The organism is Enterobacter cloacae complex sp. P18RS (assembly GCF_014982105.1).
GTDB lineage: Bacteria > Pseudomonadota > Gammaproteobacteria > Enterobacterales > Enterobacteriaceae > Enterobacter > Enterobacter hormaechei_C.
Genome location: NZ_JADCKV010000002.1, coordinates 218,715 through 241,592, shown reverse-complemented (window position 1 = coordinate 241,592; position 22,878 = coordinate 218,715). Strand labels below are relative to the sequence as shown.

General features: G+C 58.2%; 22 protein-coding genes and 1 riboswitch. Of the genes, 16 read left to right on the top strand and 6 right to left on the bottom strand.

Features of this window, described 5'->3' with window-relative positions; genetic code table 11:
• The first annotated feature begins 41 nt into the window (after nucleotides 1–41).
• The 3 genes from INF61_RS01260 to INF61_RS01250 are packed head-to-tail and all read left to right on the top strand — an operon-like array spanning nucleotide 42 to nucleotide 4,302.
• Nucleotides 42–2,486 carry a fimbria/pilus outer membrane usher protein gene (locus tag INF61_RS01260; protein ID WP_193547466.1) on the top strand — a complete coding sequence of 815 codons (2,445 nt, stop codon included), beginning with the start codon at nucleotides 42–44 and terminating at the stop codon, nucleotides 2,484–2,486.
• Nucleotides 2,487–2,495: 9 nt separating this feature from the next.
• Entirely contained in the window at nucleotides 2,496–3,257 is a 762-nt protein-coding gene (locus INF61_RS01255; protein WP_023295458.1) for a molecular chaperone, read from the top strand.
• Complete coding sequence (locus INF61_RS01250) at nucleotides 3,241–4,302, top strand: type 1 fimbrial protein (protein ID WP_193547463.1); 1,062 nt, start codon at nucleotides 3,241–3,243, stop codon at nucleotides 4,300–4,302. The genes INF61_RS01255 and INF61_RS01250 overlap by 17 nt, the downstream gene beginning before the upstream one ends.
• A 44-nt stretch (nucleotides 4,303–4,346) precedes the next feature.
• Here INF61_RS01250 and ribB read toward each other — a convergent pair whose 3' ends face one another.
• Entirely contained in the window at nucleotides 4,347–5,000 is a 654-nt protein-coding gene (gene ribB, locus INF61_RS01245) for a 3,4-dihydroxy-2-butanone-4-phosphate synthase (protein ID WP_015571897.1), read from the bottom strand.
• A gap of 105 nt (nucleotides 5,001–5,105) precedes the next feature.
• A riboswitch (FMN riboswitch) is annotated at nucleotides 5,106–5,256 on the bottom strand.
• 120 nt (nucleotides 5,257–5,376) lie between these two features.
• On the opposite strand from ribB, the gene ubiK reads away from it, so the two are divergent.
• Nucleotides 5,377–5,673 carry a ubiquinone biosynthesis accessory factor UbiK gene (gene ubiK / locus INF61_RS01240; protein WP_000566823.1) on the top strand — a complete coding sequence of 99 codons (297 nt, stop codon included), beginning with the start codon at nucleotides 5,377–5,379 and terminating at the stop codon, nucleotides 5,671–5,673.
• Nucleotides 5,674–5,772: 99 nt separating this feature from the next.
• Here ubiK and hldE read toward each other — a convergent pair whose 3' ends face one another.
• The 3 genes from hldE to INF61_RS01225 are packed head-to-tail and all read right to left on the bottom strand — an operon-like array spanning nucleotide 5,773 to nucleotide 11,422.
• Nucleotides 5,773–7,203 (bottom strand): bifunctional D-glycero-beta-D-manno-heptose-7-phosphate kinase/D-glycero-beta-D-manno-heptose 1-phosphate adenylyltransferase HldE, encoded by a 1,431-nt coding sequence (gene hldE, locus INF61_RS01235; protein WP_193547462.1) that lies wholly within the window; start codon nucleotides 7,201–7,203, stop codon nucleotides 5,773–5,775.
• Nucleotides 7,204–7,243: 40 nt separating this feature from the next.
• A complete protein-coding gene (gene glnE / locus INF61_RS01230) occupies nucleotides 7,244–10,099 on the bottom strand; it encodes a bifunctional [glutamate--ammonia ligase]-adenylyl-L-tyrosine phosphorylase/[glutamate--ammonia-ligase] adenylyltransferase (RefSeq protein ID WP_193547461.1) in 2,856 nt (951 codons plus the stop codon).
• A 21-nt stretch (nucleotides 10,100–10,120) separates the two neighbouring features.
• Nucleotides 10,121–11,422 (bottom strand): inorganic triphosphatase, encoded by a 1,302-nt coding sequence (locus INF61_RS01225; protein WP_023295460.1) that lies wholly within the window; start codon nucleotides 11,420–11,422, stop codon nucleotides 10,121–10,123.
• Between the two features lie 237 nt (nucleotides 11,423–11,659).
• Between INF61_RS01225 and INF61_RS01220 the strand changes: the two genes are divergently transcribed.
• Both INF61_RS01220 and INF61_RS01215 read left to right on the top strand, forming a co-directional pair.
• The gene (locus INF61_RS01220; protein ID WP_001303390.1) at nucleotides 11,660–12,280 is read left to right on the top strand and encodes a TIGR04211 family SH3 domain-containing protein; all 621 of its coding nucleotides are present in this window, start codon (nucleotides 11,660–11,662) and stop codon (nucleotides 12,278–12,280) included.
• Between the two features lie 60 nt (nucleotides 12,281–12,340).
• Nucleotides 12,341–13,582 (top strand): multifunctional CCA addition/repair protein, encoded by a 1,242-nt coding sequence (locus tag INF61_RS01215; protein WP_017384033.1) that lies wholly within the window; start codon nucleotides 12,341–12,343, stop codon nucleotides 13,580–13,582.
• A 13-nt stretch (nucleotides 13,583–13,595) separates the two neighbouring features.
• On the opposite strand, the gene bacA is transcribed toward INF61_RS01215, so the two are convergent.
• Nucleotides 13,596–14,417, bottom strand: a complete 822-nt coding sequence (gene bacA, locus INF61_RS01210; protein WP_193547460.1) for an undecaprenyl-diphosphate phosphatase — start codon at nucleotides 14,415–14,417, stop codon at nucleotides 13,596–13,598.
• Between the two features lie 106 nt (nucleotides 14,418–14,523).
• Complete coding sequence (folB, locus tag INF61_RS01205) at nucleotides 14,524–14,892, bottom strand: bifunctional dihydroneopterin aldolase/7,8-dihydroneopterin epimerase (protein ID WP_017384032.1); 369 nt, start codon at nucleotides 14,890–14,892, stop codon at nucleotides 14,524–14,526.
• Between the two features lie 107 nt (nucleotides 14,893–14,999).
• Here folB and plsY point away from each other — a divergent pair, with 107 nt between their 5' ends.
• The 10 genes from plsY to ureG all read left to right on the top strand — a co-directional run bounded on the left by plsY (nucleotide 15,000) and on the right by ureG (nucleotide 22,814).
• On the top strand, nucleotides 15,000–15,614 hold the full coding sequence (gene plsY, locus INF61_RS01200; RefSeq protein WP_165468074.1) for a glycerol-3-phosphate 1-O-acyltransferase PlsY: 615 nt from the start codon (nucleotides 15,000–15,002) through the stop codon (nucleotides 15,612–15,614).
• A 92-nt stretch (nucleotides 15,615–15,706) separates the two neighbouring features.
• Nucleotides 15,707–17,173, top strand: a complete 1,467-nt coding sequence (locus tag INF61_RS01195) for an MFS transporter (RefSeq protein WP_193547459.1) — start codon at nucleotides 15,707–15,709, stop codon at nucleotides 17,171–17,173.
• A gap of 155 nt (nucleotides 17,174–17,328) precedes the next feature.
• Entirely contained in the window at nucleotides 17,329–18,156 is an 828-nt protein-coding gene (locus tag INF61_RS01190) for an urease accessory protein UreD (protein WP_015571905.1), read from the top strand.
• Between the two features lie 10 nt (nucleotides 18,157–18,166).
• A complete protein-coding gene (locus tag INF61_RS01185; protein ID WP_003862556.1) occupies nucleotides 18,167–18,469 on the top strand; it encodes an urease subunit gamma in 303 nt (100 codons plus the stop codon).
• A 10-nt stretch (nucleotides 18,470–18,479) separates the two neighbouring features.
• On the top strand, nucleotides 18,480–18,794 hold the full coding sequence (locus tag INF61_RS01180; protein ID WP_015571906.1) for an urease subunit beta: 315 nt from the start codon (nucleotides 18,480–18,482) through the stop codon (nucleotides 18,792–18,794).
• A complete protein-coding gene (ureC, locus tag INF61_RS01175; RefSeq protein ID WP_193547458.1) occupies nucleotides 18,787–20,490 on the top strand; it encodes an urease subunit alpha in 1,704 nt (567 codons plus the stop codon). The genes INF61_RS01180 and ureC overlap by 8 nt, the downstream gene beginning before the upstream one ends.
• Before the next feature lie 9 nt (nucleotides 20,491–20,499).
• Nucleotides 20,500–20,964, top strand: a complete 465-nt coding sequence (ureE, locus tag INF61_RS01170; protein WP_017384028.1) for an urease accessory protein UreE — start codon at nucleotides 20,500–20,502, stop codon at nucleotides 20,962–20,964.
• Nucleotides 20,965–20,973: 9 nt separating this feature from the next.
• Complete coding sequence (locus tag INF61_RS01165; protein WP_015571909.1) at nucleotides 20,974–21,513, top strand: HupE/UreJ family protein; 540 nt, start codon at nucleotides 20,974–20,976, stop codon at nucleotides 21,511–21,513.
• Nucleotides 21,513–22,187 (top strand): urease accessory protein UreF, encoded by a 675-nt coding sequence (locus INF61_RS01160; RefSeq protein ID WP_015571910.1) that lies wholly within the window; start codon nucleotides 21,513–21,515, stop codon nucleotides 22,185–22,187. Before INF61_RS01165 ends, INF61_RS01160 begins: the two co-directional genes overlap by 1 nt.
• A 9-nt stretch (nucleotides 22,188–22,196) precedes the next feature.
• Nucleotides 22,197–22,814 (top strand): urease accessory protein UreG, encoded by a 618-nt coding sequence (gene ureG, locus INF61_RS01155; RefSeq protein WP_014071813.1) that lies wholly within the window; start codon nucleotides 22,197–22,199, stop codon nucleotides 22,812–22,814.
• Nucleotides 22,815–22,878 lie beyond the last annotated feature (64 nt).

The window sequence follows — 22,878 nt, the reverse complement described above, 5'->3', positions numbered from 1 at the left end:
CATACCGGTCGGCACTCTCTATTTACTCGAGTAACAGGATGATGACATACAAATTACAATGGATAATCATCATTGCGTCCCTGTTAATGACGAAAGTTGCCTCTGCCACCGAGTTTAATATAAACGCCATCGATAAAGATCAGCGCGGCAGCGTCGATTTATCACTGTTTAAAGATCAAATATCGGTTACGCCGGGAAGCTATTTCGTTACGGTTGCCGTCAATGATATTCCGCTGGCAAATGGCTGGCAGCTTCGCTGGCGAGAAATAAATAACGCCGTTCAGGTCTGTATTCCCCCCGAGCTGGTCGATACCTTTGCGTTGCAGGATGACATTCGTCACGCTTTGCCGGAGAAAGAGGGATGCGTTGATTTCGCCGCCAGACCAGACATCAAATTTACTTTTGAGCAAGGCAGCCAGACCCTGAAAGTGACCATCCCCCAGGCGTGGCTGCAATACCGTGCGGTTGACTGGATGCCGCCATCCACCTGGGACAACGGCGTGCCGGGCGTACTGCTGGATTACAATCTTTTTGCCAGCCATTATCAGCCCAATAGCGGCGGCAACAATGACAACGCCAATACCTATGGCACCGTCGGTGCAAACATGGGCGCGTGGCGGCTACGCAGCGATTACCAGTACACGCAAAGCCATACTGACGCAGGCTCGGAGCATAATGGACGTTTTTCACGCGTGTATATGTTCCGCCCTCTGCCCTCGATCGGTGCGAAACTGACGTTGGGTGAAACGGATTTCCAGTCCGCAATTTTTGACGCCTTTACCTACACCGGCGCATCGCTAATCAGCGATGAACGTATGCTGCCATGGTCGCTGCGCGGCTATGCCCCGCAGATTACCGGGATAGCGCAAACCAACGCCACGGTAACCGTAAGCCTTGCCGATCGCGTGATTTACCAGAGTAAAGTGCCGCCAGGTCCTTTTGTTATTCAGGATCTTAACCAGTCGGTTCAGGGCACGCTGGACGTCAAAGTCACGGAAGAGGATGGACGCGTCAGCACCTTCCAGGTCTCGGCCGAATCCGTACCATTTTTAACGCGCAAGGGTCAGGTGCGCTACAAGCTCGCGGCGGGTAAAGCGCGCCAGGGTGCCTCCCATGACGTTGAAGATAACGCCTTCATGAGCGGCGAATTTTCCTGGGGCATGCTGTCGCACACCTCCCTGTATGGCGGTACGCTGGCCGATGGCGACCGCTATCGTTCCCTCGCTGCCGGGATCGGCCAGAATATGGCCTGGCTGGGGGCGCTCTCTTTTGACGTCACGCAGGCCACCAGCCAGCTGCCACACCAGCGCAGCCAGACGGGTTACAGCTATCGCATTAACTACAGCAAGCGTTTCGATACCACCGGCAGTCAGCTTACGCTCGCCAGCTACCGCTACTCAGATCCACAGTTTTTGAGCTACGCCCGCTACCTTGATTATGACGACGGTGACCGCCAGTCGGAAAAACAAACCCTGAGCGTGACGGCAAGCCAGTACATTTCGGCGTTATCCCTGAACCTGTACGTCAATATGCTGCGTCAGACATGGTGGAATGATTCACCCTCCACGACCGGCAGTATCACGGCGGGCTACAACTTTGATATGGGCCGCTGGAAGAACCTTGGCGTAACCCTGTCCTGGAGTAAAACGCATTACGATGAGAAAGACGAAAGTGACGATACTCAGTTCTATCTCTCGCTCAGCGTACCGCTCGATCCCGATCATAGACTTAACTATGACCTGCGTAACCGCGACACGCTGAGCCATAACGTGTCGTGGTACGACACGTCGGATCGCAATAACACCTGGGGCGTTTCCGCGGGCGCGGAGAGCGGGAAGCCAGACTCCGGGGCGCAGTTCAGCGGGAATTATCAGCATTATTCTGCGTACGGCGATCTTAATCTCTCCGGCAGCTATAAAGCTGACGAATATAACTCCCTCAGCGCAAGCTGGAGCGGTTCCTTCACCTCAACGGTGAAAGGCGCCGCGCTGCACCGGCGCAGCTACGGTAATGAACCCCGCGTAATGGTCAGCACCGACGGGGTAGGCAATATCCCGCTGAACATGTCGCGAGATGAGACCAACCGTTTTGGCATCGGCGTTTTACCGTCATTCTCCAGCTATTCCCCCTCCAGCGTGCAGATCAATATGAACAACCTTCCGGATGGCGTGGACGTGGACAACCGCGTCGTGATCTCAACCTGGACTGAGGGGGCCATTGGTTTTCGTCAGATTGCCACGCGTGCAGGTCGGGACGTGGCAGGTGTTCTGCGGATGTCATCAGGAACGCCACCGCTCGGGGCGATTGTTCGCCTGGAAGCAAACGATTTGCAGGTTGGGATGGTGGCCGATGAAGGCCACGTCTGGCTCGGCGCCGTTGAGCCAGAACAGCAGTTTCGCGTGACATGGGGCGACAACCAACAGTGTCGCTTCTCGTTACCTTCTCACTTAGAAAACAGTATGCAGTTGATACTGCCGTGTCAGTAAGAAATCATCATGAAATTAACGCCGATTAAAAGCCTGTGCCTGATGCTAATCAGCACAGCATTTACCACCCATGCGGCCATTAATCTGGACCGCACGCGCATTGTTTTTCCAGAAAGCGACAAGGCCAGCAGCCTGAAAGTGGACAACCAGAGCAAGGCGCTGCCTTATCTGGCGCTCTCCTGGATTGAAGATGAAAAGGGGCATAAAGAAGATGCGCACTTTATGGCGCTTCCCCCCATTCAACGTATCGAAGCGGGCGCCTCGTCGCAGGTAAGAATTGTTAAACAAGCCGCCACCCGCCAGTTGCCAAAAGACAGGGAATCGCTGTTTTATTTCAACCTGCGTGAAGTACCGCCAAAAAGCATCAGCGCCAGCGAGGAGCGCAGCGTGATGCAGGTTGCCATGCAGAGCCGAATCAAGCTGTTCTGGCGTCCGGAAGCGATTAGCAAAAAATCCGGCGAACTGGCTGAAATGCGCATGGAAATTACCGCCAGCGCGAAAGGACTCACGGTCCACAACCCTACGCCGTACTACATCACGCTGGCGTGGCTGAGCAAAAATGCCAAAACCATGCTGCCGGGTTTTGACAGTCTGATGATTGCGCCTTTCGCCACGGCAACCGCCTCTACCGGTGATTACCACGGTAGTTATTACAGCATCGGCTATATCGACGATTACGGCGCCCTAAAAAAAGTCGACGTGCAGTGCACCGGAACGGCGCTATGTAAACTTACCGAACGGAAAATCGATAAAGATGCAAAAGCTCGCTAGTTTCCTGTTTACACTGCTGCTTTCAGCGCTGCCTTTGAAAGATGCGCTGGCGCTTAACTGCTATCTGGGTGGATCTGGCGGCCCCGTCGAGGAGACAAAAACGATCACCCCTTTTGCGATACCCAGCAACGCTCAGGTTGGTCAAAAAATATGGGAGTCTGATGACATTAAAATTCCGGTGACGTGTGATAACAACGTCACGAGCAATTTTGAGCCGGAAGATGTCTTTGCATGGGTGAACCCTTATCCTGCCGCAACCGATCCCTATTATGAACTGGGCGTCACCTATGAAGGCATAGATTACGATGCCACGGGCCAGCCCAACGGCGTGGATACCCGCCAGTGCCTGGACAACAATAACATCACCATTTACACCGCGGATCAAATCCGCCAGATGGGTTGGGAGAATCGCATCTGCTCCGGCAATCCGGATGATATCCATATTTCACGCACGTTCGTCGCCCGATTACGACTTTTCGTGCGAATTAAGGCTATGCCGCCACATGGTTATATCAGTTCGCTCAGCGATTACATCGTTGTGCAGTTTGACGGTAAGGGTGGCGTTAATCAGATGGCCGACGCGAAGAACCTCAAGTATCACATCAACGGACTGCAAAACATTACGGTGCTTGATTGTGGAGCGACGTTTAGCATTTTCCCTGAAAATCAGGAGATCGACTTCGGCGCCTTCAGCGCGCGCGACATTGTGAATCAGCAGACGCGTATGCGCACGTTTTCAATACGAACCACCAAAGTGCAGGATGCCCAGTGCTCGGACGGATTTAAGATGGACTCGTCGTTTTACACAACCGAAACGCTTAGCGCAGACGACACCGCAGTACTGATAGGGAATGGGTTAAAGCTGCGTATTCTTAACGGAACGGAGCCTTACACCTTTAACCAGTACAAGGAGTACGCCGATTTTACGGGCGATAAGATGAATGTTGAGCAAAACTACACGGCTGAACTTTCACGGGAGGAAAGGAAAGCGATTCAGTCCGGGCCGTTTGAAACCGTGGTACTGTTCAAAATTAACTACCACTAGAAACAACAAAGCCGGGTTTCCCCGGCTTTTTCACATCAGCATGTTTAGCTGGCTTTGCGCTCGTGCGCGCGGCGGTACTCAACCAGATCTTCAATCGTCACCACTGGCATATTGTGCAGACGCGCAAAGGTGATGCACTCCGGCGCGCGCGCCATGGTGCCATCATCGTTGGTCAGTTCGCACAGCACGCCTGCGGGTTTGAAGCCAGCCAGCGTCACCAGATCGATGGTCGCTTCGGTATGACCACCACGGGTCAGCACGCCGCCCGGCTGCGCGCGCAGCGGGAAGACGTGACCAGGGCGGTGCAGATCGGATGGTTTCGCACCATCAGCAATCGCTGCACGCACGGTAGTCAGGCGGTCAGCCGCCGACACACCGGTGGTTACGCCATGCGCTGCTTCAATGGTCACGGTGAAGCCGGTACCAAAGGCGCTGGTGTTGTTTTCAACCATCATCGGCAGATCAAGCTGCTTGCGACGGTCTTCGGTGATGCACAGGCATACGATGCCGCTACCGTGACGGATGGTCAGCGCCATCTGCTCAACGGTCATGTTCTCGGCGGCAAAAATCATGTCGCCTTCGTTTTCACGGTTTTCATCATCAAGCACCATCACACCGCGGCCTTCGCGCAGTGCATCCAGTGCATGTTCAACACGTTGAGTTGAAGTGCCAAAAGAGGAAAGTAGCGTCTGATTCATGGTAAAAAAACCTCATTAACTTTATGGTTACCAGAATCAGGGCAGTCTTAGGAGCGCCGTACTAGCGGCAAAAAAATAACGTGAGCGGGCCATGCCCGACTGGATCGTTACTCTCTCCCATCCGGACTCTAACCGTCGGCCCCGGAATTACACCGGATCTGCTGACCTTTGAGAATTCACCCAAAGCGCTCGCGGGCTTTCAGCGTTAAGCTGATTTACCGCCGGTGGGGAATTTCGCCCCGCCCTGAGAATAAGCGAGATAACTATAACGCTATTGATTACCCTGGGCAATGCATAAGCTTCAAACAATTTTGTTTAACCCACGGCATGACGCGCTACAATAGGCACTAACACCTTTTCATCAAGGGAAACGACAATGATTGACCCAAAGAAAATTGAGCAGATCGCGCGTCAGGTTCATGAGTCCATGCCGAAAGGTATTCGTGAGTTTGGTGATGACGTTGAGAAGAAAATCCGCCAGACGTTGCAGGCACAGTTGGTTCGCCTTGATTTAGTCAGCCGCGAAGAGTTTGATGTGCAGACTCAGGTGCTGCTGCGCACCCGCGAGAAACTGGCGCTGCTGGAACAGCGTCTGAGCGAGCTGGAGAGCCGCAATGCGCCGGAAGAAGTGAAGCCAGCGCCAGCTATTCCACCGGTGGATGACCAGGCATAAGTGCGGCCTGCTGTGCCCGGTGGCGGCTACATGAACGCGTAGGTCGGGTAAGGCGCAGCCGCCACCCGACATAAAAAAACGGGCCTGTTGGCCCGTTTTTTACTGACTGTCTTTCTGGATCTTCTTAATGATGTTGGTGGTTGAACACCCGTCCTCAAAGTTGAGCACCATCACTTCACCACCATTTGCCCAGACCTCTTCGCTACCTGCGATTTGCTCTGGTTTGTAATCACCGCCCTTCACCAGCAGGTCAGGCAGAATTCCGGCAATCAGGCGCTGCGGGGTGTCTTCTTCAAATGAGACCACCCAGTCCACCGCTTCCAGCGCGCCGAGCACGATCATACGCTGCTCCAGCGGGTTCACCGGACGCGTTTCACCCTTCAGACGTTTGGTTGAGGCATCGCTGTTGACCGCCACAATCAGACGATCGCCCAGCTTGCGCGCATTCGCCAGATACGAGACATGACCCGCATGCAGGATGTCGAACACACCGTTAGTCATCACTACTTTTTCACCGCGTTTGCGCGCGGCAGCAACGGCCACTTTCAGCTCGTCTTCGGTCATGACGCCAAAGCCGGTATCCGCACGCCCACGCACCGCGTTTTCCAGCTCGATTGGCGAAACGGTGGAGGTCCCGAGTTTACCAACGACCACGCCCGCCGCGGCGTTCGCGAAGTAGCATGCTTCTTCCAGGGAGTTACCCGCCGCCAGCGTCGCCGCCAGCACGCCAATCACCGTATCACCGGCACCGGTCACGTCGTACACTTCCTGCGCCTGGGTTGGCATATGCAGCGGCGCCTTGCCCGGTTGCAGCAGCGTCATGCCCTGCTCGGAACGGGTCACCAGCAGCGCAGACAGCTCGAAATCAGCGATGATTTTCATGCCGCGCTCAACCAGCTCTTCTTCAGTTTTGCACTTGCCCGCCACCGCTTCGAATTCAGAGAGGTTTGGCGTCAGCAGGGTTGCGCCGCGATAGCGCTCAAAATCGGTGCCTTTCGGATCGATCAGCACCGGTACGCTGGCTTTACGCGCCAGCTGGATCATGGTCTGCACGCTCGCCAGCGCGCCTTTGGCATAATCAGACAGCACCAGCGCGCCGATATTGCCCAGCGCCTGGCTAATACGCTCGTGCAGCGGCTCAGGATCAACGCCTTCGAATCCTTCTTCGAAATCGAGGCGGATCAGCTGCTGGTTACGCGACAGGACGCGCAGCTTGGTGATGGTTGGGTGGGTCGGAACAGAAACGAAGTCGCACTTCACGTTCACGTCCGCCAGCGACTGACTCAGGGCGCGCGCCGCATCGTCAATGCCGGTCAGGCCCACCAGACGCGAATGCGCGCCCAGCGAGGCTATGTTCATCGCCACGTTTGCCGCGCCGCCTGGACGCTCTTCAATGGTGTCGACCTTAACTACCGGCACCGGCGCTTCCGGAGAGATACGGCTGGTCGGCCCATACCAGTAGCGATCCAGCATCACATCACCGACAACTATAACTCCAGCACGTTCAAACTCTGGCAGTGTTACTTTCATTCCTGACTCCAGAAAGATTCACAATTTGCGCGCGATAATATCACACTTGTTTTGTTACGCACGGTTCCACCAGCCACTTCTGCCAGCTTGTGGTCACCTGCGCGCGTTCATCGGCGAAACAGTCCAGCGCCACATGGCCCGGCTGTTCCTGTAAGGCCAGATGGTGCAACTCATCACGCAGCGTGGTGTAGGCGCGGGTTAATGCCTGCGCCTCCTGCTCATCCATAATGTCGTTCTGCGCCAGCAGTTCCAGTATGCGCACGTTATCCGACCAGCGGGTCAGCTTCGGCTTATCGTGCGCGTGCAGCAGCACCAGGTACTGAGTGATAAACTCGATATCGGTAATGCCGCCTTCATCGGCTTTAATATCAAAGCGATCGCGATGTTTGTTGCCAAGGTGCGCGCGCATCTTCTCCCGCATTTCCCGCACTTCGGTTTGCAGCGTACTGCCCTCGCGCGGGGTCGTCATGACCGCCTTGCGGATCGCATCGAACTGCGTTTTGAGCTGCGGATCGCCGTATACCACGCGGGCGCGCACCAGCGCCTGATGCTCCCACGTCCAGGCTTCGTTCTTCTGATAGTCGGCGAAAGCCTCCGTCGAGGTGACCAGCATGCCTGCCGCGCCGGACGGGCGCAGACGCGCATCCACTTCATACAGAATGCCGGATGAGGTGCGGGTGCTGAACAGGTGCATAATGCGCTGGGCCAGACGCAGGTAGAACTGCCGCCCGTCAATCTCACGTTCGCCGTCGGTCATGACGTCTGCCGGACAGTCGTGGAGGAAAATCAGATCCAGATCGGAGCTGTAGCCCAGCTCCCAGCCGCCCAGCTTGCCGTAACCCACCACCGCAAAACCGCGGCCTTCGCGCTCTGCAAGGTGTTTCGGCTGCCCGTAGCGGGCCACCATCTGCACCCACGCCTGATGGACAACCGCGTCGATGATCGCTTCCGCCAGCCAGGTTAAGTGATCGCTCACTTTCATTACCGGCAGGGTGCCGGCGATATCTGCCGCCGCCACGCGCAGCATCTGCGCCTGCTTAAACTGACGAAGCGCCTCAAGCTGTTGCTCTTCGTCCTCTTCCGGTACGCGCAGCAGATACTGACGCAGCTCGTCGCGGTAGGCATCCGTCGCCGTCGGCTGATACAGCGTATTCGGGTCGAGCAGTTCGTCCAGCAGCAGCGGATAACGCGCCAGCTTGTTCGCCACCATCGGCGAGGCGGCGCAGAGAGAAATCAGGTGCTTCAGCGCGCCGGGAAACTCGCTTAACAGTTCAAGGTAAGTGGTACGCGTGACGATCCCGCTCAGCAGCGGCATCATGCGCGACAGCGGCACCGGCGCATCCTCGCGGGAGCAGACATCGCACAGCAGATGCGGCATCAGATGATCCAGCACCTGACGACCGCGTGGGCCAATGGCGCGTTTGTTCAGTTCGAAGCGGAAATCGGCAATCAGCGCCACCACGCGATGGCGGGCATCGTCGCTTAAGTGCGCCAGCACCGGCGTGGTGTCATCTTCCTGGAGCGCGTCCTGCCACAGCTCGCGCCAGTGCTCGGAGAGCGCATCGTCCTGCGATTCGCTTTCGTCGTCGCCGATCAGATCGTTAAAGATGCGGCGCACGCCCGCCATATGCGCTTCCAGCCGTTCCGTCAGCGCCGCCCAGTCATCCACCCGCATCCCCCAGGCCAGACGCGCCCGGTTCAGCTCGTCGCCCGGTAACGTCTGGGTCTGTTCGTCGTTGATACTTTGCAGCAAATTTTCCAGACGACGCAGGAAGAGATAAGAGTCACGCAGCGTTTGCGAATCGCCTTCCGGCAGCAGATGCAGCTGATCGATAGCGCTCAGCGTCGGCAGCAGCGAGCGGGATTGCAGAGAAGGTTCACGCCCACCGCGTATCAGCTGGAAGACCTGGACGATAAATTCGATCTCACGAATACCGCCCGCGCCGAGCTTGATGTTGTCCTTCAGGCCACGGCGACGCACCTCGCGGGCAATCATCCCTTTCATATTTCGCAGGGACTGGATCACGCTGAAGTCGATGTAGCGGCGGAACACAAACGGGCGCAGCATGGCGCGCAGCTCGTTGGCCCAGGCATCGTCGCTGTCACCCATGATCCGCGCTTTGACCATCGCGTAACGCTCCCAGTCGCGACCCTGCTCCTGGTAATAATCCTCCAGCGCGGCAAAGCTCAGCACCAGCGGACCGCTGTCGCCAAACGGACGCAAACGCATATCCACGCGGTAGACAAAACCATCCTGGGTGGGCTGATCCAGTGCCTTAATCAGCCGCTGCCCCAGGCGAGTAAAGAACTGGGCGTTGTCCAGCTCGCGACGACCGCCGCGCGTGGAGCCGTTCTCCGGCCAGGCAAAAATCAGGTCGATGTCTGAGGAGAAATTAAGCTCACAGCCGCCCAGCTTGCCCATCCCCAGAATCAACAGCGGTTGCGGAACCCCGGCTTCGCTGCACGGCGTGCCCCACTCTTTACAGCAGGCGGCGTAGAGCCAGTCCCGCGCGGCGACAATCAACGTCTGCGCCAGCTCGCTCAACTGCTGCAAGGTACTCTCTTCGCTCACCAGCTCCAGCGCCTGCGCCCAGGCAATGCGTACCATCACCCGGCGGCGGAACTGACGCAGTACGCGCATCAGCGTGGCTTCGTCTGCCACCTCTGCCAGCACGGTTTGCAGCCAGCCAGCATAATGCCGCCACTCGTCAGCCTGCGGCGGCGCGCTTTCCAGCTCTGCCAGCCAGTCCGGGTTGGCGCTGACGCTCTCCTGCACAAAATCACTGAACGTGAGCACGCTTTTCGCCTGCTCGCTTAACGATGACGCGGGTAACGACTCAGGCAGGCGTTCGCAAACGGTCTGCCAGTGCTGCTGTAACTGCGAAGAAAGCGGCATATCAGGGGTTCCTTGCCAGAATTAACGTTTTCCGCTGTGCAGCCAGTACGGATCCTGCGAAATGGCCTCGTTGCGGAAATGCTCGATCTCGATCTGCTGACGGGTCTCGATGGCATGCTTCAGCCCCTGCCAGTTCTCCAGCCAGGCCTGCGCCTTCACGCCCTCATACGCACCTGACAGCAGCAACATGCTGTCGATGTTACGCGCCAGGCGGGGAAGCTGATCGCCATACTGGTCGCCCAGCGGATGCGCAAAGGTGGTTCTCAGCTCGGCCGCGTGACGGGAGAGGTGGATATCCGCAAAACGTTTGAAGTTTTCCGCGATTTTGGTCTGCCCTTTCGCATCGAGGAACGTGCGCCAGCCGCGCGTCACCAGAAACTCGGTCAGCGCCAGTTTCGCGCCGGCGTTTTGCGGGCTGTAGATCGCCGTTTGTGCCGACACGTCGGAAAGCATCAGCGTTTCGGTTTGAGTGAGCAAATCACGTAAGTGAGTGCTGGCTTTACGCGGTACAATGCCGCCAAAGAGCGTCAGGGTATGACGCACCAGCCCCATAGCGGCCAGCACCTGTTTTTTGGCATTTTTCACGTTACGCGCCCACAGCTCCTCGTGGTACTGCCACTGAGAGAGCGCCAGCTCCAGCGCCGCTTCCATGCCCTGCTCAACGGAGGCTTTCGGCACAACGCGCAGAATCGGGGTTTCTCGCAGCACGCGCGGCGCATTCCCGGCGGCCAGGTGATAGCCGCGTGCCGCTTTACTCAGGCTGCCCTGACGCAGGCCAGGCTGGTTCACCAGCTTGTGCGCCAGCTTCAGCACATCACTCGCCTCGCCTTCCAGCAGTTCGAGTTCCAATTCGCAGATCGGCTCCTGCTCTTCACCCGCCTTAATTTCACCCCGATCAAACGCGATCTCAATGCGGCTCTTGCCTTCCGACACCAGCCATTTTTCGCGCCAGAAATCGGTGCTGAACAGCGGTTGCGCCTCTGCCGACAGCGTTGCGGGCAGCGTCCCTTCCGGCCACACTTCCGCCGGAAAACGATCCAGCTCAAGTTCTGGCTTACTGATGTCGATATTGTATTCCGGACGCTGGTGCAAACCGCCCACCACGCGACCGGCGATTTTCATCGTCATCTCGTAGCGCCCGTTCGCACCCCGGATGCGCAGGCCCATATCGTGGTTGCGCAGCCAGTTGTCCGGCGTTTCGTAATAGATGTTGAGCAGCTGTACGGGTTCATGGTGCTCGCCGGACAGCGTATTCAGATGCTGGCGGAGCGCGTCAGCGCTGTCTTTTTCGACGATAAACTTTAATTCGATCTCTTGTGCCATAGCCTTGTACTTTTGCGTGCGTCACAGACGCGTCGATGAAGGCGAACTTCCTCGCCATTTGTTTGTCAGTACATAGTATTTTGCGCCAAATTGCCACGCAATGAGCAATTTGACGGGCGTAAAAGTTTAAAGCGGTGGAAATCATGACACAGATGATTCCGATTGATGATGAATCCTTTGCGTAGCGACACTGATACCACTACTATCGTTCCACTTTTTATGAAAATAACGACTGATATGCTTAAATTACGCCTGATTGGACTTACTTTACTCGCTTTTAGCGCCGCAACCGCGGTCCACGCTGAAGAGAAACGTTACGTTTCTGATGAACTGAATACCTGGGTACGCAGCGGCCCTGGAGACAATTATCGCCTCGTGGGTACGGTAAATGCCGGCGAGGAAGTGACTCTGCTGCAAACCAATGCAGACACCAATTACGGTCAGGTTCGTGACAGCTCTGGCCGCACCTCATGGATCCCGCTGAAAGAGCTGAGCACGGTGCCAAGCCTGCGCACCCGCGTGCCGGACCTGGAAAATCAGGTGAAAACCCTGACCGATAAGCTGAACAACATTGACGGCACCTGGAACCAGCGCACCGCAGAGATGCAGCAGAAAGTGGCGCAAAGCGACAGCGTGATCGCCGGTCTGAAAGATGAAAATCAGAAGCTGAAAAATGAGCTCATCGTCGCGCAGAAGAAAGTGAACGCCGCGAATCTACAGCTGGATGACAAACAACGCACCATCATCATGCAGTGGTTTATGTATGGCGGCGGGGTGCTTGGCGTCGGTCTGGTGCTGGGTCTGGTGCTTCCTCACCTTATCCCGAGCCGTAAACGTAAAGACCGCTGGATGAACTAACTCGTCTTCTCTGCCACACTTACGTATCATCTTGCGAAAAGAGAAAACGGGAGTGTTGGCGTGAAGAGTTATCTGGTCGGTGGTGCGGTACGTGATGCGTTATTAGGTCTGCCGGTCAAAGATAAAGACTGGGTCGTGGTCGGTGCCACGCCCGAAGCGATGATTGACGCGGGCTACCAGCAGGTAGGCCGCGATTTTCCTGTGTTCCTCCATCCGAAAAGCCGGGAAGAGTACGCCCTGGCGCGTACCGAACGGAAATCCGGTTCCGGTTATACCGGCTTCACCTGCTATGCCGCGCCGGATGTGACGCTGGAGCAGGACTTACTGCGCCGCGATCTCACCATTAATGCCCTGGCGCAGGACGAAAAAGGCCATATTATCGACGTCTACGGCGGCCAGAACGATCTGCGCGACCGTCTTTTACGCCATATTTCCCCCGCCTTTTCTGAAGATCCGTTACGCGTACTGCGCGTGGCGCGTTTTGCCGCCCGTTATGCCCATCTCAGCTTCCGCATCGCCGACGAGACGATGGCGCTGATGACGGCCATGACCGACGCGGGCGAGCTGGAACACCTGACGCCAGAACGCGTCTGGAAAGAGACCGAAAACGCCCTGACTACCCGTAATCCGCAGGTCTTTTTCCAGGTTCTGCGCGACTGCGGGGCGCTGAAAGTGCTGTTCCCGGAAATAGATGCGCTGTTTGGCGTGCCCGCCCCGGCGAAATGGCACCCGGAAATTGATACCGGCATTCACACCCTGATGACGCTGAGCATGGCCGCCATGCTCAGCCCGGAGGTGGACGTGCGCTTTTCTACCCTCTGCCATGACCTCGGCAAAGGGTTAACGCCAAAGGAGTTGTGGCCACGCCACCACGGGCACGGTCCGGCTGGCGTGAAGCTGGTTGAAGGGCTTTGCCAGCGCCTGCGCGTGCCGAATGACATTCGCGATCTGGCAAAACTGGTCGCCGAGTTTCACGACCTGATCCACACCTTCCCGATCCTGAAACCCGCCACCATCGTCAGGCTGTTTGATAACATCGACGCCTGGCGCAAACCGCAGCGCGTGGAGCAAATTGCGCTGACCAGCGAAGCCGACGTGCGCGGCCGCACCGGGTTTGAAGCGTCCGATTATCCACAAGGTCGTTTGCTGCGTGAGGCGTGGGACGTGGCGAAAGCGGTGCCAACAAAAGAGGTGGTGGAGGCAGGGTTTAAAGGCCCGGCGATCCGCGAAGAGCTGACGAAGCGGCGGATTGATGCGGTTGCAGCGTGGAAGGAAAAACGTTGCCCTCAGCCGAAAGACTGAGGGCGGTCGGTCATCAGAAGAAGACCACGTACACGGCAGCCGCGACGATAAAGCGGTAGATCGCGAACGGAATAAACGAAATACGCTTAATCAGTTGCAGGAAGGTTTTGATGGCGATCAGCGCCACGATAAAGGCGGTGATAAAGCCCACGGCGAACATCGGAATGTCGCCCACGGTCAGGAAGCCGATGCTTTTGTAGAGATCCAGCGCGGTGGCACCCATCATCATCGGCACCGCCAGCAGGAACGAGAACTCAGACGCCGCGTAACGGCTCACGCCCATCAGCATCCCGCCGGAAATGGTTGCCCCTGAACGGGAGAAGCCCGGCCACAGCGCCAGACACTGGAAGCAGCCAATCATAAACGCCTGGCGATACGTCATATCGTCCAGACCTTCCGCACGCGGGGTTTTTGGCTTCAGCACTTCGGCGGCAATCAGCAGGAAGCCGCCGACAACCAGCGCGTACATCACGTTAATCGGGTTGAAGAGCGATTTAATGGTGTCGTGGAACACCAGCCCCAGCACCACCGCCGGGATCATCCCGAGCAGAATATGAATCAGCGTCAGGCGCCCTTTGCGCTCTCCTTCACGCTGCGGCAAACGCCCGAAGTGGATACCGATCAGACCAAACAGACGTCGCCAGAACATCACGACCACCGCCAGGATAGAGCCCAGCTGAATAACCACCTCAAACGTCTTTGCGGTATCGCCTTCAAAGCCCAGGAGATGGCCAACGATAATCATATGGCCCGTACTGGACACCGGCAAAAACTCCGTCAATCCTTCGACCACACCCAGTATTGCCGCCACCAGCAGCGAGTGCATATCGCTCATCTATAAACCCCTAAAAAGATATAAAAAAACGGTGTCCCACGCGGACAACCGTGAAAGATACAGCTTTAAGACCGATATAACCTAAAATGGTTTAGCTATTATGACGTTAAATCTTTCCTTTCAGATTTGTGCCACGCTCGATGATCACGCCTACATTGGCGGCGCGCGCCACCGCTCCCGGCTTGCTTAGCTTAATGCGCACCCATGGGGAGTTAAATCTGCTCAGCAGCAGGTCTGCTACCTCTTCCGCCACGCGTTCTACCAGCGCAAAACGTTGCCCTTCCACATGGGCGATGACCGTTTCACTGATGTCGGCGTAGCTCAGACAGTCATTCACATCATCGCTTTTTGCTGACTTGCGGTTGTCCCAGCCCATTTCGATATCGAACACCAGTTTCTGCTCGATGGTCTGTTCCCAGTCGTAAACACCAATTGTGGTGATTACCGAAAGTTGCTCTATAAATACAATATCCATCACGACCTGCCTGCTTTTTGGCTAAACCGGATACCACTTCCGGCGAATTATGCGTATTATCCACAGATGCTGAGAATACAGATACATTTTCAAAACGGAACAGCGTTATGAGTGCAATCGCGCCTGGAATGATTATCCTCGCCTACCTTTGCGGCTCAATCTCCAGCGCCATTCTGGTCTGCCGCATCGCCGGGTTGCCTGACCCGCGTGAAAGTGGTTCCGGGAATCCGGGGGCGACCAATGTACTACGAATTGGCGGCAAGGGAGCAGCCGTAGCGGTTTTGATTTTTGATGTTCTGAAAGGAATGCTTCCCGTCTGGGGCGCGTATGCGCTCGGCGTCACACCCTTCTGGCTGGGGCTGATTGCCATCGCCGCCTGCGTCGGCCACATCTGGCCCGTTTTCTTTGGTTTTAAAGGCGGTAAAGGCGTTGCCACCGCGTTTGGCGCGATTGCGCCGATCGGCTGGGATCTCACCGGCGTGATGGCGGGCACCTGGCTGCTGACCATCCTGCTGAGCGGTTATTCGTCGCTGGGCGCCATCGTCAGCGCACTGATCGCCCCGTTTTATGTCTGGTGGTTTAAACCGCAGTTTACCTTCCCGGTGTCGATGCTCTCGTGTCTGATCCTGTTGCGCCACCACGACAACATTCAGCGCCTGTGGCGGCGTAAGGAAACGAAGATCTGGACGAAGCTCAGGCGTGAAAAGAAAGACGCTCAGTAAACCGTTCGTTATGCCTTATAACCAAATGTGATTTTTGTCACCTTCTGCCTGTGGTAACTGTTAGAGACACAACACAACCACACAAAAAGAAAATGGCAGAAATCACAGATTCAACTCCCCTTCCAACGGCAGGAAATACCCCGGATGGCGACATCAAGTGGGTGCGTAGCGCATCGGACGTTTCACGTCTCGTTAATGACGGCTCTCAGGGCCGGGCCAATGCCCGCATCGTGGTCGGTATCGCACTCGGGGGAATTTTCCTCGATGCCTACGATCTCGGCGCGCTGGCATTCGGCATCAAAGACATCACCCGCGAATTTAACCTGACGCCCGCCGGTACCGGCATGGTGGCCTCGGCGATTACCTTTGGCGCGATTGTCGGGGCGCTGCTCGGCGGCTATCTTACGGATAAAATCGGGCGCTACCGCGTCTTTATGGCCGACATGGTGTTCTTTGTCGTTGCCGCTATCGCCTGTGCGCTGGCCCCGAACGAATATGTGCTTGCGGGCGCGCGCTTTGTGATGGGTCTTGGCGTTGGGATCGACCTTCCCGTCGCGATGGCGTTTCTCAGCGAGTTCGCCAGGCTGAAAGGCCCGGGGAATAAAGCCTCCAGCGTCGCAATGTGGTGCCCCACCTGGTACGCGGCCATCAGCATCTCTTATCTTCTGGTGCTCTTCTTTTACGCCGTGCTGCCGGAAAGCCACAGCGACTGGCTCTGGCGTCTGATCCTTGGCTTTGGCGCGGTGCCCGCGCTGGTGATTATCGCCATCCGCAGCCGCTATATGAGCGAATCCCCGGTCTGGGCGGCGAATCAGGGCAATCTGAAGGAGGCGGCGTCCATCCTGCGGCAGTCTTACATTATTAATGCCCACGTACCGCAGGATGCGCTCGACCAGCCCGCGCCTGTCGTGAACAAGGCAAAATGGTCGAACTACCTGAACCTGTTCCGCGGTATCTATCTGCGGCGTACCACGCTCGCCACGCTGCTGTCAGTGGTCTCCTCGTTCGCCTATAACGCCGTAGCCTTTGGCCTGCCGGTGATCATCTCCAGCTTCTTTGTGCAGTCGATGCTGACGACCATTCTGATCTCGCTGGCGCTTAACCTGCTGTTCGCGTTTGTCGGCGGGCTGCTGGCGGTGCGCTATGTTCCGCGCTTCGGCGCATGGCGGATGTCTCTGGCGGGTTATGCGTGCCAGCTTACGGCACTGCTCGGCCTGGCGCTGATTGGCCGCCCTGACGGGGCTACGGAAGGCGTATTCGCCGTCGCGATGCTGGCGCTGTTCCTGTTTGGTCAGGGTTTTGGTCCAGGTGCGCATACCATGACGTTTGCCTCCCTGAGCTACCCGACCTCGCTGCGCGGCGTGGGCGTGGGGCTTAACCAGACGCTGATGCGCAGCAGTTCAACGCTGTCACTGTTTCTGTTCCCGCTGCTGGTCGCCTCGCTGGATACCGCCGTGTTCTGGGTGATTGCGCTGGCGCCGTTTATCGGTCTGGCGTCGCTGCTGGCGATCCGCTGGGAGCCGTCGGGGTATGATGTGGATGCAGAGGATTATCGCTAGCCTTTCTTGCCGGGTGGCGCTGCGCTTACCCGGCCTGCATTACTGAAACCGGCTCACATGAGCCGTTTTTTTATCCATAAGCGACTCATATGACAGCCTTCATTTCCGCCAGGGCATACTGAAACGTACCCCGATAGTGTGGAAATGGAAGCACCATGTTAGCAACTCAGGTCACTGATAATTCATACAAAGGCTGGCAGGCCTCGCTTGCCCTCCAGTTTTGTCATACCCCTGAGAAAACCCTTCTCCATTCCGCGCGTCACAGCGGGCCGCTCACCGTTCAGCGTCCGTTTTATCCCGAAGGGGAAACCTGCCACCTTTACCTGCTGCACCCGCCAGGCGGAATTGTGGGCGGAGATACGCTGGATATTTCCGTGCGGCTCGACGCCAAAAGCCATGCCCTCATCACCATGCCCGGCGCCAGTAAGTTCTATCGCAGCAACGGCCCGCTGGCCTGCCTCAGTCAGCATTTTTACCTCGACGAAGAGGCTACGCTGGAGTGGCTGCCGCAGGACACCATTATTTTCCCCGGCGCTAACGCCGCGCTGCGTTCCGTCTTTCACCTGCACGCCACCAGCACGCTGCTGGCGTGGGAGCTGTACTGTCTGGGCCGTCCGGTGATAAACGAAACCTTCAGCCACGGCACGCTGGAGAACCGCCTTGAGGTGTGGGTGGATGGCGAGCCGCGTCTGATTGAGCGACTGCATCTCAGCGGTGGCGATCTGACGCCCGTCGCGGACCATCCGTGGGTCGGCACGCTGCTGTTCTATCCGGCCCGGGAAGCACTTCTCGACGCGGTGCGTGCGCTTCTCGCCCCGCTGGAAAACGTTGGCGGGGCGACGCTCACCGACGATCTGCTGTCGGTGCGTTTTCTCTCCCACGACAACCTGATTTGTCAGCGGGTGATGCGCGATATCTGGCAGTCGCTTCGCCCGCTTTTAACTTCCAAAACCGCCTGTTCGCCGCGCATCTGGCAAACATAAGAGAAACGCTATGGAACTGACTCCCAGAGAAAAAGACAAGCTGTTGCTGTTCACCGCCGCGCTGGTTGCCGAACGCCGCCTCGCGCGCGGGGTAAAGCTCAACTACCCGGAATCGGTCGCGCTGATCAGCGCCTTTATTATGGAAGGCGCGCGCGATGGCGAAACCGTCGCCTCGCTGATGGAAGCCGGCCGCCACGTCCTGACGCGCGATCAGGTGATGGAAGGCGTGCCGGAGATGATCCCGGATATCCAGGTGGAAGCTACCTTTCCGGACGGATCCAAGCTCGTCACCGTCCACAACCCGATCGTGTAAGGAGCGCGTGATGATCCCAGGCGAATACCGGATCCAGTCCGGAAACATTGCTCTCAACGTCGGGCGCGAAACCCGAAGTGTGATCGTGGAAAACCACGGCGACAGGCCGATCCAGGTCGGATCGCACTACCACTTTTACGAGGTCAACCCGGCGCTGAAGTTCGATCGCGAGGCCACCCGAGGTTACCGGCTGAACATCCCTGCCGGCACTGCCGTGCGCTTCGAGCCCGGCCAGAAGCGGGAAGTGACGCTGGTGCAGGTGACGGGCGCACAGCGCATTTTCGGCTTTCGCGGCGAGGTCATGGGCGAGGTGAAACATGGCTGAGATTTCACGCCGGGCGTATGCCGATATGTTCGGCCCCACTACCGGGGATAAAGTGCGGCTGGCCGACAGCGAGCTGTGGATCGAAGTGGAAGACGATCTCACGATCTACGGCGAAGAGGTTAAATTCGGCGGCGGAAAAGTGATCCGCGACGGTATGGGACAGGGGCAGATGACCGCCGACGACTGCGTGGATCTGGTACTCACCAACGCGCTGATCGTCGATCACTGGGGGATCGTGAAAGCGGATATCGGCGTAAAAGATGGGCGGATCTTCGCCGTCGGCAAAGCCGGAAACCCGGACATTCAGCCCGGCGTGACGATCCCGATTGGCGCGGCAACGGAGGTGATCGCCGCCGAAGGGAAGATCGTCACCGCAGGCGGGATCGACACCCACATCCACTGGATCTGTCCGCAGCAGGCGGAAGAGGCGCTGGTGTCTGGCGTCACCACCATGATCGGCGGCGGCACCGGGCCTGCGGCAGGCACAAACGCCACCACCTGCACGCCGGGGCCGTGGTATATCGCCCGCATGTTGCAGGCAGCCGATACGCTACCGGTGAATATTGGCCTGCTGGGTAAAGGGAACGGCTCCAACCCGGACGCGCTGCGCGAGCAGATCGCCGCAGGTGCCATCGGGCTTAAGATCCACGAAGACTGGGGCGCGACGCCTGCGGCCATCAACTGTTCGCTGGAGGTCGCTGAAGAGATGGATATTCAGATGGCGCTGCACAGCGACACGCTGAACGAGTCCGGTTTTGTCGAAGACACGCTGGCCGCCATCGCCGGGCGCACCATCCACACCTTCCACACCGAAGGGGCGGGCGGCGGCCATGCGCCGGATATCATCACCGCCTGCGCGCACCCGAATATTCTGCCCTCCTCCACCAACCCGACGCTGCCCTACACGGTCAACACCATCGACGAGCACCTGGACATGCTGATGGTTTGCCATCACCTCGACCCGGATATCGCCGAGGACGTGGCGTTTGCCGAATCCCGCATTCGCCGGGAGACCATCGCCGCCGAAGACGTGCTGCACGATATCGGCGCGTTCTCGCTCACCTCGTCAGATTCACAGGCAATGGGCCGCGTGGGGGAAGTGATTATCCGCACCTGGCAGGTGGCGCACCGCATGAAGGTGCAGCGCGGCGCACTGCCGGAAGAGACCGGCGATAACGATAACTTCCGCGTGAAGCGCTATGTCGCCAAATACACCATCAACCCGGCGCTGACCCACGGCATCGCCCATGAGGTCGGTTCTATTGAGGCGGGCAAGCTGGCGGATCTGGTGGTCTGGTCCCCCGCCTTCTTTGGCGTCAAACCCGCCACCATCGTCAAAGGCGGGATGATCGCCTGCGCGCCGATGGGCGACATCAACGCCTCGATCCCCACGCCGCAGCCGGTACATTACCGCCCGATGTTTGGTGCCCTTGGTGCCGCACGCCACGCCACGCGGCTGACGTTTGTCTCTCAGGCTGCTGATGCCAGCGGCATTCCGCAACGGCTCGGACTGCAAAGTGCCACCGCGGTGGTGAGAGGCTGCCGGTCGGTGAAAAAGGCCGACATGATCCACAACGATTTACAGCCGAATATCACCGTTGACGCGCAAACCTATGAGGTACGCGTCGACGGCGAATTGATCACCAGCGAACCGGCAGAGGTTTTGCCGATGGCGCAACGCTATTTTCTGTTTTGAGGAGTCATGATGATCTATTTAACCCAACGCCTGGACCATGCGCATCCGATTACCGCCAGCGTCACGCTACCGATTGATGTGCGGGTAAAAAGCCGCGCCCGCGTGGCGCTGAACGACGGCCGCGAAGCCGGGCTAATGCTGCCGCGCGGCCTGCTGCTGCGCGGGGGCGACCTGCTGACTACCGACGATGGCAGCGAGGTGATCGAAGTGATCGCCGCCCCGGAGTCGGTTTCCGTGGTGCGCTGCGCCGACCCGTTCCTGCTCGCCCGCGCCTGTTATCACCTGGGCAATCGTCACGTACCGCTGCAAATAATGCCTGGCGAACTGCGCTACCACCACGACCACGTCCTCGACGATATGCTGCGTCAGTTCGGGCTGGAGGTGACCTTCGCCAGCCTGCCATTTGAACCGGAAGCGGGCGCTTACACCAGCGATGCCCACAGCCATAGCCACTCTCACGCTCATTCACATTAAGGACTCATCATGCGCAAGTACTTACCGCTGTTACTGCTGGCTTTTTCCGTTCCCGCGCTCGCGCATCCCGGCCACGGGACCGACAGCTTCCAGGCCGGATTTCTCCATCCGCTGACCGGGCTGGATCACCTGCTGATGCTGACGGGGGCTGGCGTGCTCTCCGCCCTGAGCGGCCGCAAGCTGCTGTTGCCGTTAGCGACGCTCGGCATGATGCTTGCTGGTGCCGTTGCGGGCAGCCTGCTCGGCGGCTTTAGCGGCATGGAGATGCTGATTATCGCCTCGCTGGCGGTCTGCGGCGTGATGATGTTTAAGACTGAAAATCGCCTGCTGCTGGCGGTGCCAGCCCTGGCGATGTTCCACGGCTGGGCGCACGGCGTGGAGATGTCCGGCCACAGCTTCTGGCTCTTCACCAGCGGGTTTATGTTAGCCAGCGCCACGGTGCTGTGTGCCAGCTTCGCGGCAGGGCTGCTGCTGCGCCGTCACGACGGCCTGCGTAAAACCTTCGGCGGCGGGCTGATCGTCTCCGCCCTGCTGGCGCTGATGAGCTGATGGAGCACGCCCGCCAGCGGCTGCGCCTGATGCAGCTCTCCAGCAGTAGCCTGCCGGTCGGATCGTTTACCTGGTCGCAGGGGCTGGAGTGGGCCGTTGAGGCCGGGTGGGTCACGGACGCTGAGGCCTTCAGGCGCTGGCAGATCCAGCAGATGGAGCAGAGCTTTTTCTGCGTCGACCTTCCGCTGTTTATCCGCCTGTATCGTGCCTGCGAGAAGCAGGACGTCGCGACAGCAAAACGCTGGACGGCATACCTGCTCGCCTGCCGGGAAACGCGCGAGCTGCGCGATGAAGAACGCAACCGTGGCGCGGCCTTTACGCGCCTGATTAAAAGCTGGGAACCCGCCTGCCCGCCAGAATGGCTGCCGCTGTTGATGCGAAGCCAGCTCGGCGGCATGGCGTGGCTCGGCGTGCGCTGGGGCATTAACGCGCGCGAGCTGGCGCTGAGCCTGGGCTACAGCTGGATAGAGAGCGCGGTGATGGCGGGCGTCAAGCTGGTACCGTTTGGGCAGCAGGCCGCACAACAGCTGATTATCGACCTGAGCGACCATTTTGCCGCCGGGTTTGAACAGGCATTTTTACGTGGCGACGACGCGCTGGGGGCCGCTACGCCGCTGTCGGCCATCGCCTCCGCGCGCCATGAAACCCAATATTCACGACTATTCCGTTCCTGAGGAGTCAACATGGCTGATTACAAACATCCCCTGCGCGTTGGCGTGGGCGGCCCGGTAGGGTCGGGCAAAACCGCCCTGCTGGAAGCGCTCTGCAAGGCGATGCGCGACACCTATCACCTGGCGGTGGTGACCAACGATATCTACACCAAAGAGGATCAGCGCATCCTGACCGAGGCGGGTGCGCTGGAGCCAGAGCGCATCGTGGGGGTGGAAACGGGCGGCTGTCCGCACACCGCCATCCGCGAAGATGCCTCAATGAACCTGGCGGCGGTGGAAGCACTCAGCGAGAAGTTCGGCAATCTGGATCTGATCTTCGTGGAAAGCGGCGGGGATAACCTGAGCGCGACCTTCAGCCCGGAGCTGGCGGACCTCACCATCTACGTCATCGACGTGGCCGAAGGGGAAAAAATCCCGCGCAAGGGCGGGCCGGGGATCACCAAATCCGATTTTCTGGTGATCAACAAAACCGACCTCGCGCCGTACGTCGGTGCGTCGCTGGAGGTAATGGAGCGCGACACTAATCGCATGCGCGGCGAGCGTCCGTGGACGTTTACCAACCTGAAGGCGGGCGACGGTTTAGCGACGATTATTGCGTTTCTGGAAGAGAAAGGAATGTTGCGGGTGTAGGGTGGTTTATTGCACGTTAGCACACGTGGATCTTGTAGGCCCGGTAAGCGCAGCGCCACCGGGC

Coding starts and splice junctions, on each gene's coding strand:
- INF61_RS01260 (WP_193547466.1), top strand. CDS start 42: ATGACATACAAATTACAATGGATAATCATCATTGCGTCCCTGTTAATG.
- INF61_RS01255 (WP_023295458.1), top strand. CDS start 2,496: ATGAAATTAACGCCGATTAAAAGCCTGTGCCTGATGCTAATCAGCACA.
- INF61_RS01250 (WP_193547463.1), top strand. CDS start 3,241: ATGCAAAAGCTCGCTAGTTTCCTGTTTACACTGCTGCTTTCAGCGCTG.
- ribB (WP_015571897.1), bottom strand. CDS start 5,000: ATGAATCAGACGCTACTTTCCTCTTTTGGCACTTCAACTCAACGTGTT.
- ubiK (WP_000566823.1), top strand. CDS start 5,377: ATGATTGACCCAAAGAAAATTGAGCAGATCGCGCGTCAGGTTCATGAG.
- hldE (WP_193547462.1), bottom strand. CDS start 7,203: ATGAAAGTAACACTGCCAGAGTTTGAACGTGCTGGAGTTATAGTTGTC.
- glnE (WP_193547461.1), bottom strand. CDS start 10,099: ATGCCGCTTTCTTCGCAGTTACAGCAGCACTGGCAGACCGTTTGCGAA.
- INF61_RS01225 (WP_023295460.1), bottom strand. CDS start 11,422: ATGGCACAAGAGATCGAATTAAAGTTTATCGTCGAAAAAGACAGCGCT.
- INF61_RS01220 (WP_001303390.1), top strand. CDS start 11,660: ATGCTTAAATTACGCCTGATTGGACTTACTTTACTCGCTTTTAGCGCC.
- bacA (WP_193547460.1), bottom strand. CDS start 14,417: ATGAGCGATATGCACTCGCTGCTGGTGGCGGCAATACTGGGTGTGGTC.
- folB (WP_017384032.1), bottom strand. CDS start 14,892: ATGGATATTGTATTTATAGAGCAACTTTCGGTAATCACCACAATTGGT.
- plsY (WP_165468074.1), top strand. CDS start 15,000: ATGAGTGCAATCGCGCCTGGAATGATTATCCTCGCCTACCTTTGCGGC.
- INF61_RS01195 (WP_193547459.1), top strand. CDS start 15,707: ATGGCAGAAATCACAGATTCAACTCCCCTTCCAACGGCAGGAAATACC.
- INF61_RS01190 (WP_015571905.1), top strand. CDS start 17,329: ATGTTAGCAACTCAGGTCACTGATAATTCATACAAAGGCTGGCAGGCC.
- INF61_RS01185 (WP_003862556.1), top strand. CDS start 18,167: ATGGAACTGACTCCCAGAGAAAAAGACAAGCTGTTGCTGTTCACCGCC.
- INF61_RS01180 (WP_015571906.1), top strand. CDS start 18,480: ATGATCCCAGGCGAATACCGGATCCAGTCCGGAAACATTGCTCTCAAC.
- ureC (WP_193547458.1), top strand. CDS start 18,787: ATGGCTGAGATTTCACGCCGGGCGTATGCCGATATGTTCGGCCCCACT.
- ureE (WP_017384028.1), top strand. CDS start 20,500: ATGATCTATTTAACCCAACGCCTGGACCATGCGCATCCGATTACCGCC.
- INF61_RS01165 (WP_015571909.1), top strand. CDS start 20,974: ATGCGCAAGTACTTACCGCTGTTACTGCTGGCTTTTTCCGTTCCCGCG.
- INF61_RS01160 (WP_015571910.1), top strand. CDS start 21,513: ATGGAGCACGCCCGCCAGCGGCTGCGCCTGATGCAGCTCTCCAGCAGT.
- ureG (WP_014071813.1), top strand. CDS start 22,197: ATGGCTGATTACAAACATCCCCTGCGCGTTGGCGTGGGCGGCCCGGTA.